The organism is Acetomicrobium flavidum, from assembly GCF_900129645.1.
Lineage (GTDB): Bacteria > Synergistota > Synergistia > Synergistales > Acetomicrobiaceae > Acetomicrobium > Acetomicrobium flavidum.
The window spans coordinates 311757-325767 of record NZ_FSQZ01000001.1; the positions used below are offsets into that span (position 1 = coordinate 311757).

The 14011-nt window shown below is 47.3% G+C and carries 14 protein-coding genes; 2 read left to right on the forward strand and 12 right to left on the reverse strand.

The annotated features are described in order from the left end of the window. Positions 1-3: 3 nt before the first annotated feature. The 5 genes from BUQ78_RS01530 to BUQ78_RS01550 are packed head-to-tail and all read right to left on the reverse strand — an operon-like array spanning position 4 to position 4672. Positions 4-213 carry an ATPase gene (locus tag BUQ78_RS01530; RefSeq protein WP_014806686.1) on the reverse strand — a complete coding sequence of 70 codons (210 nt, stop codon included), beginning with the start codon at positions 211-213 and terminating at the stop codon, positions 4-6. Then, on the reverse strand, positions 195-2123 hold the full coding sequence (locus BUQ78_RS01535; protein WP_084532148.1) for a V-type ATP synthase subunit I: 1929 nt from the start codon (positions 2121-2123) through the stop codon (positions 195-197). The genes BUQ78_RS01530 and BUQ78_RS01535 overlap by 19 nt, the downstream gene beginning before the upstream one ends. After that, positions 2120-2503: a hypothetical protein gene (locus BUQ78_RS01540; RefSeq protein WP_074199067.1), complete on the reverse strand. Its 384-nt coding sequence runs from the start codon at positions 2501-2503 to the stop codon at positions 2120-2122. The genes BUQ78_RS01535 and BUQ78_RS01540 overlap by 4 nt, the downstream gene beginning before the upstream one ends. After that, positions 2496-2960, reverse strand: a complete 465-nt coding sequence (locus BUQ78_RS01545) for a CBS domain-containing protein (protein ID WP_014806683.1) — start codon at positions 2958-2960, stop codon at positions 2496-2498. The genes BUQ78_RS01540 and BUQ78_RS01545 overlap by 8 nt, the downstream gene beginning before the upstream one ends. Continuing rightward, entirely contained in the window at positions 2960-4672 is a 1713-nt protein-coding gene (locus BUQ78_RS01550) for a WecB/TagA/CpsF family glycosyltransferase (RefSeq protein WP_074199068.1), read from the reverse strand. Before BUQ78_RS01550 ends, BUQ78_RS01545 begins: the two co-directional genes overlap by 1 nt. A 65-nt stretch (positions 4673-4737) precedes the next feature. Between BUQ78_RS01550 and BUQ78_RS01555 the strand changes: the two genes are divergently transcribed. Beyond that, positions 4738-5499 carry an LmeA family phospholipid-binding protein gene (locus BUQ78_RS01555; protein ID WP_074199069.1) on the forward strand — a complete coding sequence of 254 codons (762 nt, stop codon included), beginning with the start codon at positions 4738-4740 and terminating at the stop codon, positions 5497-5499. On the opposite strand, the gene serS is transcribed toward BUQ78_RS01555, so the two are convergent. From serS to BUQ78_RS01585, 6 genes are read right to left on the reverse strand one after another with little or no spacing between them, the layout of a single operon-like run. Further along, on the reverse strand, positions 5496-6776 hold the full coding sequence (gene serS, locus BUQ78_RS01560; RefSeq protein ID WP_074199070.1) for a serine--tRNA ligase: 1281 nt from the start codon (positions 6774-6776) through the stop codon (positions 5496-5498). The two genes, BUQ78_RS01555 and serS, sit on opposite strands and share 4 nt — an antisense overlap. Continuing rightward, positions 6769-7260 carry a 6,7-dimethyl-8-ribityllumazine synthase gene (ribH, locus tag BUQ78_RS01565; RefSeq protein ID WP_014806679.1) on the reverse strand — a complete coding sequence of 164 codons (492 nt, stop codon included), beginning with the start codon at positions 7258-7260 and terminating at the stop codon, positions 6769-6771. Before ribH ends, serS begins: the two co-directional genes overlap by 8 nt. 38 nt (positions 7261-7298) lie before the next feature. Continuing rightward, entirely contained in the window at positions 7299-8531 is a 1233-nt protein-coding gene (locus tag BUQ78_RS01570) for a bifunctional 3,4-dihydroxy-2-butanone-4-phosphate synthase/GTP cyclohydrolase II (RefSeq protein ID WP_014806678.1), read from the reverse strand. A 24-nt stretch (positions 8532-8555) separates the two neighbouring features. Continuing rightward, positions 8556-9212: a riboflavin synthase gene (locus BUQ78_RS01575; RefSeq protein WP_074199071.1), complete on the reverse strand. Its 657-nt coding sequence runs from the start codon at positions 9210-9212 to the stop codon at positions 8556-8558. After that, a complete protein-coding gene (gene ribD, locus BUQ78_RS01580; protein ID WP_074199072.1) occupies positions 9212-10300 on the reverse strand; it encodes a bifunctional diaminohydroxyphosphoribosylaminopyrimidine deaminase/5-amino-6-(5-phosphoribosylamino)uracil reductase RibD in 1089 nt (362 codons plus the stop codon). The genes BUQ78_RS01575 and ribD overlap by 1 nt, the downstream gene beginning before the upstream one ends. Next, positions 10272-11783 carry an excinuclease ABC subunit UvrC gene (locus BUQ78_RS01585; RefSeq protein WP_074199073.1) on the reverse strand — a complete coding sequence of 504 codons (1512 nt, stop codon included), beginning with the start codon at positions 11781-11783 and terminating at the stop codon, positions 10272-10274. Before BUQ78_RS01585 ends, ribD begins: the two co-directional genes overlap by 29 nt. 106 nt (positions 11784-11889) lie before the next feature. Between BUQ78_RS01585 and cysS the strand changes: the two genes are divergently transcribed. Further along, positions 11890-13314 (forward strand): cysteine--tRNA ligase, encoded by a 1425-nt coding sequence (gene cysS, locus BUQ78_RS01590; protein WP_074199074.1) that lies wholly within the window; start codon positions 11890-11892, stop codon positions 13312-13314. A 2-nt stretch (positions 13315-13316) separates the two neighbouring features. Here cysS and BUQ78_RS01595 read toward each other — a convergent pair whose 3' ends face one another. Next, on the reverse strand, positions 13317-14000 hold the full coding sequence (locus tag BUQ78_RS01595; protein WP_014806673.1) for a response regulator transcription factor: 684 nt from the start codon (positions 13998-14000) through the stop codon (positions 13317-13319). Positions 14001-14011 lie beyond the last annotated feature (11 nt).

Here is a 14011-nt window from a genome sequence, read left to right on the forward strand (position 1 = left end):
ACTCTATAAGATAAGCATAATAGCAACGACAAAACCTAATATTACCATAGTCTCAGGTATTGCCTCAAGTATTATCATGATTGCAGCGGTTTCCGGTTTTTCGGCGACCGTAGCAGCGCCTGCACTTCCTATTTTTGCCTGAGCGTAAGCCGTGGCTAAAGCCGGAATGCCAACTGCCAGGGCTGCAGCCAATCCTAATAAGGCCTTTTCCAAGCGGTTTCCCTCCTTCGCCTGAACGGTTTATAGTTGTTTCCTTTCCCCTCATAGAATTTGCCAAAAAACTCCACGTAATGTAAGCGAGCAGAGTGCAATGCAGATCCCACTATGGCTATTATCAAATTAAGCAGGTGTATTAAAAGGGCAAGCGCTATCCCAAAAAAGGATACTCCGAGTACGTCTACAAACTTTGTGGCGACCATGGCAAGTATTGCCGACGACAAGCCTATCGCTGCTATGCGGATGTAGCTTAATATGTTTCCAATGGACCCTATCGTCTCGACTAATCCCGTAAGACCTCCTCCTCTTACCAGAAAAGCCAACCCAAACACTAATAATCCGAGCGCCGGCCACAAAAGATCAATTTGGATGATTTTAGCCCGATCCGCCACGAAAGCGATGATGCCCAGTATCATGAAAATCGTCCCAACTCGTTCGTATATATGACGTTTGTTGTTGCTCTTTAACCCTTCGTATGCCCCCAATATCAACCCCAATGTCACGTGCGTGAAGCCCAAGGCAACCGCAAAGGCCATCACGGGAATAACCCCTTGCGTCCTTTCAACCCATACCGGCCGCAGATGCAACAGCCTGTGACCTAGGTCGCCAAAGAATTCGCCGTATAAAAAACCCCACAAGATACTCAATATGGAAACATTTATCAGTATCTGCGAGATATCACATAACAATCCGTTGTTTCCGCCATTTCTTCTCTTTGCCCAAATTCCGCAGAGCAAAAATATTATCCCATACCCTATATCGCCTATCATACACCCTGCGAACATAGGAAAAAATATGGCGATCAGCGCGGTCGGATCCACGCTTTTATATCCCGGCAGGGGAAGAAGCTTCAAAAAGACCTCAAACGGTCTTGCCCATTTGGGGTTTTCAAGCAAGACGGGGACCTTATCCCATTCTTCAGGCTGTGGAGGCCTCCATGTGATCAAGATGCGATCTTTAAAACGTTCCTTTAGAGACGAGATGACCTCGTCCAGGTTGGAGCGAGGAACCCAAGCATTTAAAGTGAAATATTCCCCTCCTTTTATTAGTTTTTTCTCTAATGCTAGGGATTCAAGCCTTTCGTCCATCAGTATGTAGAGGGCCGCCAATCGGGGTCCCCACTCTTTTCTTGTTTCCTCAAGCGCTTCATTTGCCTCAGCCAACTTCTTGGGAAGCCATTTCAATTCCATTTGCGTCTTATGCGGCGACTCTACCGCCAAACCATCCATGGCTATACCAAACGTTTTATAAGGTATACCTCCCAAATCTTTCAGGACCTCTATTAGGGTTGGCTCTATATCAGGGTTGGTGCTCAAGGCAACTAAAGAAAGATTTTCGCCCTGCGGAAGAGTCTTATGATTGAAAAAAGGTCGTTGGCCCACAGGGGTGACTGAACGGACCTTTTCTTTCAAGATCTGCAACAAACCATTAAGCCTGTTTGACTCTATAAGCCACAAAGAAACCGCATTTCCCTTACTTCTTTCTGACGTAACAAAAGGATGGAAATAAACCGCCAGATGATGGACTTGTTTAAGGACAATTGCGGACTCTTCTAAAGCTTTTATTTCGTCTTTGATCTCCTCAAGCCTTTTTTTAAACTTTACTAAGCTATTTTCTATATCTTCTAGAGAGGCAATATCATCGATAGGTACAACTTTGCGAAGATATTCTATCGACTCCCAGTCGAGATTATCCCAATCTTTCCAGTTTAGGTCCTCTAACAGTCCAAGAAGACCGGCACGCAAAAACCGCATCTTTTCTATGACGGGCCCCTTCACTGCTCCAGGGGGATAGTCATTGTTTTCTTCAACTATATGTAAAATTCCTAAATCCCTGATATGTTCTATCAGCTCTTTTATATCGCTTTTTAGCCCCAGCATCCTAAGGTTGACCATCTCGGCGATCAAGTTACATCCATACTCCTTCCCTTGCTCAAAAAAGTTTCGTTCTGGTCGTCGAGGCCTGGCCATAATTCCTTTGAAATATCATGCAATATAGATTCGATTAACTTGGATTTATCGATCTCTTCGATGAGGCGTTCGGCCTTCCCTTTATAAGTTTGTTCGAGATTTCCAGCTTGAGAAAGTGCTTTTCTTTCCTGTTCGTCCAATTCTTCCACGAGGGAGCCCATTTTTTTGATGTACATTTCCTGGATAGTTTTCAACATTTCGTCCTTTTTTTTGTTGACCTCAGCGATTTTCTGTTCATATTCACGCTCCAGGACGCTTCTGAACGATTCTATCTCCTCTATGAGATCTTGGCCTGTTTGCCTTTCCCCTTCACCCATCCAAGACTCCCCCTTCCATGAGAAATTCACAGAAAGCGCTTCTGTCTATGATTCCCATTAATTTTCCGTTTTGAACAACTGGGAGCCTCTTGATCCTCTTCCGTATCATGAGATCAGCAACGCTCATAAGGCTTGCTGAGGGTTCCACGTAAATCACCTCCTTGGTCATAAAATCCTCCACCTTTCTAAATCCTATGCCATGTATCTTGTCGAAGAGTCCAAGCTCTCCTTCTTTGTCCAGAAAAGCTGACGAGGTTATTGTTTCTAGATATGTCGGGAGTGCAGCCTTTATAATGTCGCTTTCGGAGATAAAACCAACCAGACACCAATTCCCCTCTATCACTGGCACACCCGTAACCTTATGAATATAAAACATCTTCACTGCATCAACGATAAAATCCTCTTTTGACAGCGCAGTAAGATCCTTCTGCATGATATCCAAGGCCGTTATTCCCATCAATCAATCCTCCTGGTGTAAAGGCCAAACCTGGTAAGGACGACTAACGCCATAAAGATCGGCAATCTGATTATTCGCTTGAACCGCCAAGGTTCTTGCATGGTGCGATAAAGCCATTCCAAGCCCACCTTTTGCCACGCTTCTGGAGCCCTCTTTAGGCGACCGGATATGACATCGAAACTTCCCCCGACGCCAATGGCTATGATGCCCTTAAGCCTCCCCAAATTGGACTTGATCCATAGCTCTTGCTTTGGCACCCCCAAACCCACGAAAAGTATTTTGGCTCCGCTTTCGTTTATCATCTTGCATATCTTCTCATCTTCATCTTGAGAGAAATATCCATGATGGAAACCCGCTATCCTCAAATTCGGATAGTCCTTTGCGAGGCGATTTGAAGCCTCCTCTACCACCTCAGGTGTTCCACCCAAAAGGAATACGGGCATATCCCTATGCTGTGCAATTTGACACAAGCTTTTCATGAAGTCTATGCCCGTTATCCTTTCCTGTATCTTGACTCCTAATATCTTGAAGGCCCATATAAGCCCTGCTCCATCGGGCAATGACAGGTCTGCGGACTTTACTGCCTCCCGCAACTTAGCGTCATATCTCGACCTTTCGGCAACCAATGCATTAGGCGTTACTATCATATAGCTTTGGTCACTCTCCTGAGTGGCCCAAAATATTACTTTATTCAAAACGTAATCCATAGACACATTGTCCACAAATATACCCCACAACGCTGGCCTGCGTTGGTCTTCGCGAACCACGTTCTTAAATATGTAGATCAGAAAGGCCATCGTTCCCAAGACGAACACCAGAAGGGAGATTCTAAAACCCCAGGGAGAGCTTATAAGCTGAAATAGGGAAACGGAAACGCCTAGGGTCATACAGAAGGCGGACACCAACCTCACAGATTGCGGGTGATCGATGCCCATCGAGACCAGCCTTTCATAAAGCGAAACGTTCCAGCGTCCTTTATCCGTGAAGGTCTTGCCAACGAACCCAAGGGAAGCCTCCATTATCGGAAGCGCAAACAAGGACAATGGCAGCAATATAGTTGCAAAGGTTATGCCTTTACTGACACCTATGAGGGACGTGCCAGCTATAAGTGTGGACCAGAAATACACAAGCGGATCTCCAAGCCTTCTGTAGGTATGACCTATCCTGCTCCAGAAGATGAGACATATGAGGATTCCGGCAAAGGACATCCACATGGCGTCCTTTAAGTCCTGGCCCAAAAAGAAGCTCACGCCCCACAACAAAACCCATGTAATAGCCATCAAATGGCCCGACAATCCCGAAATTTCATCTACCTCTCTCATGAAAGCTTGACACAACAACAACCACATGGCCGTCGCCACGACAGCTGCATTCGGAGATAGGTAATAAAGGTTATCCTCACCCAGGGTAATAAAATGTATTTGAGGTCCTTTAAAGGCAAAGGCCACGGCCAAAGAGATCTTCAATATAGGCCAAAGCATCGACGTGTACAACCTTTCGCCCATGGCCGCAACAGCAAAGATTACCCCAAACCCTATTATTACAGAGGAAGAGCGACTTCCGACGCTTATGGAGAGCAAAGACATGCTGGCCAACATCAGCAGGTCTCTTGTATAATCCCATTGGTCCATGGAGAGTCGTCTTTTCGTCAACTTCTCGAATACTAGACAACCTAAGGCCGTGAGCGTGATCAAAAGATAAACTTTACCCATTGTTGGGATCTCTCCCCTCTTGAAATTCTGGTTATAATTTTATCATGAAAGGGTTGATGTATAGAATGAAATTTATTAAAAAGCTTTGCCTAATTTTTTTAATGATAGCATTTATATCTCTGCCTGCCAAAGCCAATAGCGTCCCCTTGGAGGTACTTGGCAGTTGCTTTATAAAAGAGCTGTCCCCGGAAAAGGCATTGATAATAGTAGACGCACCCCCGACAGATAAAGGATACGTGTCTCATCTGTATATCAAGCTACAGGGTGCGGTTGTAGAGGGATTGCGCATCGACAGCATTGCCATCGAAGCAAGAGACGTGCAATTCAACCCTCCCACAGATTGGGACAAAAAACTGCGCCCACGTGACGTGTCGGCAGTCTCGTTTGAAGCCAGGCTGCTTGAAGATGACATAAATGGAGCATTGAAAAATTACGAGTTAAAGGATAAGAGATGGAGCAACTTTGAGTTCGACTTAAGGAACGGCAAAATTGTAGCAACAGCTGTATACGAGCTGCCAATGCTGCTGTTCAAGCTCAACGTCTTGGCCAAGCTCACAGGCGAACTTGAGGTCGTCGATGAAAATAAAATCTACCTTAAGAATTACAAGCTTTATGCCGACGGCTTCCGCCTTCCGGAGCAGGCGACACAAGAGCTGGTGGAAAAAGTCCAACCGCTCATAGATTTCAGCGATTTCATTTTTCCGGTTAGGCTGGACTCTGTCAGCAACGACGACAAGGCAATTTTCATACGGACCAAGGATAAGCCCCAGCCTTTTGACAGCGGCTTTAAATGGACATATCCTCGGTCTCTTGGAAACAACTTTTAACGAAAGCTTCTTATTTCCGTAAGTCCGTTCATGTAGGGAACCAGCACGTCCGGTATCCTTATCGATCCATCCTTTTGTTGATAATTTTCCATTATGGCTATGAGGCATCTGCCCACGGCTATTCCGGAACCGTTTAACGTATGTACGAAACGTGTTCCCTTGGTGCCGCGGGGTTTATACCTGGTGTTCATGCGTCGTGCCTGAAAGTCTTCGCAGTTGCTGCAGGAGCTGATCTCTCTATAGGTGTTCTGCGACGGAAGCCAGACTTCTATGTCGTAAGTTTTGCTCGCCGCGAATCCCATATCCCCTGTGCATAAGCACACCACTCTATAGGGAAGGCCAAGCCTCTTCAGGACTTCTTCCGCGTTTCGCGTGAGCTTTTCCAGCTCGTCGTAGCTGCTTTCGGGGGTGCAGATCTTCACCAGCTCCACCTTGTCAAATTGATGTTGCCTCAACATCCCCCTTACATCCCTTCCGTGACTTCCGGCCTCTCTTCTAAAGCATGGAGTGTAGGCGGTATAGTAAAGGGGCAACACATCCTCTTCCAAGATTTCCTCCGCGTGCATGTTGGTCAGAGGCACTTCTGCAGTCGGTATCAACCAAAGGTCATCGCTATCGCAATGGTATAGGTCGTTTGCAAACTTGGGCAGCTGTCCAGTGCCCTCCATGGTCTTGGAGTTCACGAGGAAGGGCGGCTCGAACTCCAGATATCCGTGTTCTCGGGTATGCAGATCTAACATGAAATTTATGAGGGCCCTGGCCATTCGAGAGCCGTAACCTCTAAGGACGGTAAACCTGCTGCCCGCTAACTTTATACCCGCCTCGAAGTCCATTATCCCCAGACTTTCCCCCAATTCCCAATGGGGCTTGGGTTCGAAATCAAACTCGGGCAGATTCCCAACGTGACGTATTACCACGTTATCCTCTTCGGATTTACCTACGGGAACGCTCTCATGTGGCCTGTTTGGGATCTGAAGAAGCAAATCCCTCAGCTTCCCCTCAATTTCCTGTACCTCTTGATCTAAAGCCTTGATGGTCTCATTTATGCTCCGAATCTCTTCCATTAACTGCGAGGGGTCTTCTCCCTTTGATTTTAGCCTGGCCACCTCTTTGGAACCCTCGTTCCTCTTAGCCTTAAGGTTTTCCACCTCTATAAGCTTTTGCCTTCTCAGGCCATCAAGCCTCAACAGTTCGTCTAATGGATAGTCATATCCCCTATTCTCGAGCATCTTTCTTACTTCATCCGGGTTTTCTCTGATCCACTTAATATCAAGCAATTTGGGTACCACCTTTCTGGTTTCGTATTTGATCGAGCAGGTTGACCATCTCCAGGGCAGCCATCGCCGCCTCGCCGCCCTTGTTGCCGGCCTTACTTCCGGCGCGCAGCAGCGCCTGTTCCAGATTGTCGCAGGTTAAAACACCAAAGACCACCGGAACGCGATGATCTAAAGCTATCTTTGCCAACCCCTTGGAGACCTCTGAGGCAACGTAGTCGAAGTGCGGTGTATCTCCCCGGATGACCGCTCCCAACGGAACTACTGCGTCATATTTTCCGGATAAGGCCAACTCCTGTGCTACCAACGGGAGTTCCCAGGCGCCCGGTACCCAATATAGATCTACATCTTGAGGTTTGACGCCATGCCTGAACAATATATCCTTAGCACCTTCTATTAGCTTATTTGTTATCAGTTCATTAAACCGAGAAGCAACCAGGGCGATTTTCTGCCCCTCTCCCATTAGGTTGCCTTGAAAGACGCGCATCGATACCCTCCTCCTTCAGTGAGTAAATTTTAACAGAGTTATATGTCGCCATTTTGATGAAGCAGATGCCCCATCTTTTCCTTTTTTGTCCTAAGGTAATCTGAATTATAGGGGTTAGGCTCGACTTCTATGGGAACTCTTTCCACGATCTTTAAGCCATACCCTGCAAGGCCAATGACTTTTTTGGGGTTATTGGTCATAAGGCGAAGCTTTCTTACCCCGAGGTCGAAAAGTATTTGAGCCCCCACTCCGTAATCCCTTAAGTCAGGGCTTACTCCCAGCTTGATATTAGCTTCCACCGTATCCATTCCCTTTTCTTGAAGCTCATACGCTTTAAGCTTCTTATAGAGTCCTATGCCCCTTCCTTCTTGGCGCATGTACAGGACAATGCCCTTGCCCTCGCGCTCTACCATCTCCATGGCCTTGTGAAGTTGCGCACCGCAGTCGCATCTCAAAGATCCGAATACATCTCCGGTAAGGCATTCGGAATGCACCCTTACCAGCACGTCATCCTCTTCCCCGATCTCCCCTTTTACTAAGGCTATATGCAGGCGATCGGGATCGTCGTCCAGTATCCAGCGATAGGCATGGGCGATGAAGTTCCCGTACTCCGTTGGAAGTTTGACCGTTGAGACTTTTTCGACAAGCTTATCTCTCATATGTCTGTAGCGTATGAGGTCCTTTATGGTCATTATCTTCAAGTCGAACTTCTTTGCAAATTCGATCAGCTGAGGCAATCTGGCCATCGTACCGTCGTCGTTCATTATCTCGCATATGACACCGACGGGCTCTAATCCAGCAAGCCTTGCCAAGTCCACTGCTGCCTCCGTATGACCGGCCCTTTTAAGTACTCCGCCCTTCCTTGCGATCAAGGGAAACATATGCCCAGGACGTCTGAAGTCTGACGGCTTCGCCTCTGGACTTGCAAGCAGGCGGGCCGTTATGGCCCTATCTTCGGCGGAAATGCCCGTGGTGGTGCCCTCTTTAGCATCTACGGAAATTGTAAAGGCAGTGCCATGGGGATCGGTACTATGAAGTACCATGGGCTCTAACTCAAGCTGTTTTGCCTTTTCCTCAGTAAGGGGAACGCACACCAATCCACGACCGTATTTGGTCATAAAATTTATGGATTCGCGCGTCACCTTGGAGGCCGCCATCAAGAGATCTCCCTCGTTTTCTCTGTCTTCGTCGTCGACGACGATGATCATCCTTCCCTCTTTGATCATGTTTATGGCTTCTTCCGGCGACGCAAATACATCATCTAAAGCCATAATACATCACTCTCCTTCCGATATTTACTGCCATCCGTATTCGGCCAGCTTTTCCCATGTCAGCTCCTCTTGTTCATCTGCCTTACCACGAGAGGAAGCCTTTAAAAAACGTTCAATATACTTGCCTATTATATCCGTCTCCAGGTTTACGGGGTCTTTGACTTTTAGGTTACCCAAGGTCGTGAGCCTTAAGGTGCTTGGTATTACTCCAACGGTAAAATCAGTATCCGTGACGCTTATCACCGTAAGGCTAACACCGTCTATTGCTATGGAACCCTTGGGCACTACGTAGCGCAATATCGATACGTCAGCCTGTATCCTTATAACGCACGTCTGTGTCTTTCTTGAAATTTCACTGACCGTGCCAATCCCTTCCACATGTCCAAGGACAATATGCCCTCCAAGGCGGTCTCCTGCTTTAAGGGCGCGTTCCAGATTGACCCTGTCAAAGGGCTTTAACATACCAAGTTTAGTAACTGTAGCAGTTTCTTCCATCATTTCCGCCGTAAAACTTGTCATCCCTGCCTTGACTACGCTAAGGCAAGCCCCGGATACGGAAATCGATTCGTTTAAAGAAAGCTTTGGGGCAATGTCGGGCGCTTCAATCTCGATGTTGGTCACCTCTCCATGCCTGTCGATCGAGCGCACAACCCCTACGGTCTCAACCAATCCCGTGAACATCACGCATCGACCTCCAAAGAGAGATCTCCTCCCAATCTCCTGACGTTTTTTATCTTGACTTGCGGTACATTTGACATGTCGGCAAAGGACAATTCCGAGAACATACCGATCCCCTTGCCCATTACCTTGGGCGCATAAAATAACGCCATGTCGTCGCATAAACCTGCCCTGAAGAAGGACGACAATATCTTGGGTCCGCCCTCGACCAGGAGATAATGTACCTCCATGGATGGCAGCTTAAAGACCAACTCCTTGATATCCAGTTTGCCGGAATCGGTCGGAACCTGAAGCACGCTTACTCCCCTTGATATCAATTCTTCTACCTTTTGCGATGGCGAATCCTTAGATGTCACTATCAACGTCATGCCTTCGTTGAACAGCTTGGCGTCGAAGGGAATCCTTAAATTAGTATCTAGCACTATTTTAAGCGGATTTCTGCCATCGGTCATCCTTACAGTAAGCTGAGGATCGTCCCTTAAGACGGTGCCGATTCCTACAAGTATTGCATCCGTTTCAGCTCTAAGCAAGTGGGCTCGTTTGAGCGAACTTTGTCCCGTTACCCACCGACTGCTTCCATCTTCCAAGGCGACGTTGCCATCTAAGCTCGAGGCAGCTTTTAAAGTGATCCACGGTCTTCCTTCCTCGTAAGCCTTAAAAAACCCGCGATTGAGCCATCTGGCCTCCTTCTCGAGAATGCCGACTGTAACATCTAATCCACGAGAGCTTAGATATTCTATCCCCTTGCCTTGAACCTTTGGGAAGGGGTCCTTAGTGGCTATGAAGGCCCTTTTTATCCCGCTTTGGACGATCAGTGGACAGCACGGAGGCGTTCGACCGTAATGAGTGCAAGGCTCCAAATTTACGTAGAGAGTCGCTCCTTCTGCCATTTCACCTGCCTCAGATAAAGCCTCGACCTCGGCATGCGGCCCACCTGGGTAGCGATGAAAGCCCATGCCAACGATGGTGCCGTCCTTGACCACGACGCATCCGACCCTCGGGTTAGGGGTCGTCGTGCCCGTTCCTCTTTGTGCCAAACTCAACGCCATGCGCATATAATATTCATGAGATCTTCTTTCCGACATCTTCATCTGTAATTTCACCTTTTAAGTATTTAAGGATATGTCTTGCCAATTTAGGCCCAATGTTATCGACCTCTTCTAATTCTTCGGGAGTTCTGGTGGCAATATGCGTTACGCTTCCAAACTGCGCCAGGAGAGCCGCCGCCCTTCTTTTGCCCACCCCAGGTATATCTTCCAGCGCGGAGCGTTTGTAACGTTTATTAAACTTGTTGCTGTGGGAAGAAAGCGCAAATCTGTGAGCCTCATCCCTTACCCTTCTAAGCAGGTTAAGCCCAGGATCATCAAGCGAAAGCCTTATCGGTTCTTTGGCGTTTGGGACATATATCTCCTCCTGTTCTTTTGCAAGGGCTACAATGGCCATATTAACTATATTAAGCTCCTTTAGAGCTCTAATCGCAAAGGATAGCTGTTGTGCACCCCCATCGATGAGAAGCAGCTGCGGAAGCGGCTGACCTTTTTCGATCAGCGAGGAATAGCGCCTTTTGACGATTTCCTCGATTGAACGAAAGTCATCTATGCCCTCCACGCTTTTAATGCTGTACTTCCTATATAGCGAGGGATTTGGCACACCCTGCTCGAATACCACAAATACGCCGTAGGACTCCCTTCCGCTTAAGTGCGATATATCACAGCCCTCTATGCGCCAAAGGGGCAATGATATGCCCAAAACATCTTGCAGCCTCTCCATTGCGCTCCAAATTTCATTGTCGATAGGATCCCTGAGCGTAATGGAGATCTGCTGTCTGCTCAAGCGCCATATAGCCCTTATGGCATCCCTATAAAATGCCGCCTTTTCGAAGGCCAAAGCCATTGCTGCCTCGTCCATCCTTTTTCTAAGGCCTTCGACCAAGGCGCTCGTCTGACCTCTTAGGAGCAATATTACGTCGTCAACGCGTTCGCGGTATTCTTTCGGCGTGCAGAGACCAGCGCATGGCCCCAAACACTTCCCAAGGTTATAACGCAGACAAGGGCGATTTTGCACAGGGGTTTCCTTAAGGTTTAGGCTGCAGTTCCTCAGAGGGAAATAGCGCTCCATCAGCCTCAAAACCTGCCTAAGCTCTTTAACCCTGATGTAAGGACCCATGTATATGGCATCGTCTTCTCCTCTGTGCCTTGTTATGATCACTCTGGGAAAAACTTCGTTTGTAATCTTTATGTAAGGGTATCGTTCGCCCATCTTTAGTTCGATGTTAAAAAACGGTTGATAATGTTTGATCAGGCGCGCCTCCACTATGAGGGCTTCTGCTTCGGTTTCTGTCCTTATAAATGAGATGTCCTTGGCCAATTGGACGAGCTTTCGAAGCCGCGGAGAGGCAAACCCCTGGTGACGGAAGTAAGATGAGACTCTCTTCTTAAGCGACTTTGCCTTGCCCACATATAGAACCTCGTTGTCCTCGCCATGGAAGATGTACACTCCCGGTCTATTCGGAAGGCTTTTAAGCTTTTCCTTCAAATTATTTGATTCGTTACGATCTTCAGTTTTGTCCTGCATTTTTCGTATCTTGCTTTCCTCCCGCGCTTCCTAATTTCCCATTCTTATTATAGGATTGTTTAGGATTATTGTCGTAATTTTGACATGCAAGAAAGGAGAGGACAAGATGGGCTTAATGTTGTATAATGATTTAATGCGTCGTAAGGATGAATTTATTCCCCTACACCAGGGAAAGGTAGGTTTTTACGTATGCGGACCAACCGTATATGATTACATTCACATCGGAAATGCCAGGCCCTTCGTAGTATTCGACACCTTGAGGAGATACATGGAACATAAAGGTTTCGAGGTCGTCTACGTCCAAAACTTTACCGACATAGACGACAAGATGATCAATAAGGCCAATGAGCTCGGCATTACGGTTAAAGAGCTGGCTGAACGATTTATAAAAGCATACTTCGAGGATGTCACCCCTTTGGGCGTTAGACATGCCACGGTACATCCCCTGGCTACGGAACACATCGATGAAATAATTGCTCTCATATCGCGGATAATGGAAAGGGGCCATGCATACGTGGTCGAGGGCAACGTCTACTTCGACGTCAAAAGCTTTCCTGGTTACGGTAAACTTTCAGGCCAAGGCTTAGAAGAACTTCAAGCTGGCGCGCGCATAGAGGTGGATGCCAGGAAAAAACACCCCCTCGATTTTGTGCTGTGGAAGGCAAGAAAGCCTGGTGAGCCGTGGTGGGATAGCCCCTGGGGCCCGGGAAGGCCGGGATGGCATATAGAGTGCAGTGCCATGGCAATGAAATATCTGGGAGAAACAATAGACATACATGGAGGCGGAAGCGATCTCATATTCCCTCACCACGAAAACGAAATAGCTCAATCGGAGGCTGCTACGGGCAAACAGTTCGTGAGATACTGGATTCATAACGGCTACCTGCTGATCAATAAGGAGAAGATGTCGAAGTCGCTCGGCAATATACTTACCGTAAGGGAGTTGATTGGAAAATACCAACCGTTGGCCGTCAGGCTTTTCATATTGGGAGCTCATTATAGAAGCCCCCTTGATTTCTCTGAGGAATCTCTCACGCAAGCCGTCAGGAGCATGCAGCGTCTTCGAAACTGCTATTCTGATTTGATATTTTATATGGAAAGAAGCGAGGAGAAAGATACCCCTGACACCTGGCTAGATGATGTAATTCGTAAGGGATACATCAAGTTCTGCGAGGCCCTGGACGACGACTTCAACACGGCGGGTGCGTTGGGCAGCGTCTTTGAGATCGTGAGAGACTTGAATAACTATTTGAAGGACAGCGCATCTCTGGACAAGAACGCTCTGATTAACGCTAAAAAGTTCTTCGATGCCGTAGAAGAGATCATGGGCGTCATTGGCATAGATACGATATTTGCCACGGCCGAGGAGCTATCGCCCGACGAGATTGAAAAGCTCATAAAAGAAAGGAACGAAGCAAGAAGGAAGCGCGATTTTGCCAGGGCAGATGCCATACGAAATGAGCTAGCCTCAAAGGGCATCATATTGGAAGATACTCCCCTAGGCACTCGTTGGAAGAAAAAAGAAGACTAGGTCTATTTCTTCCTTTCCAGAACGTCTAAGAGTTGCTCGGGAGTATTTTGTGCAAGGCCTGTCTTCCAAGCAAAAACTGCCGCCTGCGTTCTGTCGGAGAGGTCAAGTTTTTTTAAGATGCGGCTGACGTGGTTTTTAACTGTCTTTTCGGACAGATACATTACCTTGGCTATGTTTTGATTGGAGAAGCCCTGGGATAACCAATACAAGACCTCCTTTTCCCTGGGGGTCAAGTGGTTTAGTTGGTTAGCGTCGTCTTCCAGGGAAATGATATGGTCTTCACGCACCTCTAGTCGCGGATCCATATATGTTTCGGCTTTAGCTGCATACCTGATCGCTAAAAGAAGGTCCTTTAACTTCGATGACTTCAACACGCATCCGTATATGCCGAGCTTCTTTAAGCTGTTCAGAGGAGGAAGGCTGGTCTGTGCAGTGACGAGGACATATCGTAGGGAGTTGAATTTTTGGGACAGCTCGCGAATGACTTCCACCGTATCGTCCCGGGTTAGATTTTCATCATAAACCAGTACATCAGGATGAGCCATGTCGACAATGTTATTAATTTCGTCGGCATGGCTCATCTCGCCTACGACGGATATATCCATTTCCATTTCCAATATGTGTTTGATGCACTCCCTGTATAACCTGTGCTTATTTGCTATTGCGACCCTTATCGTCTGCGGCACTTGATATCCTC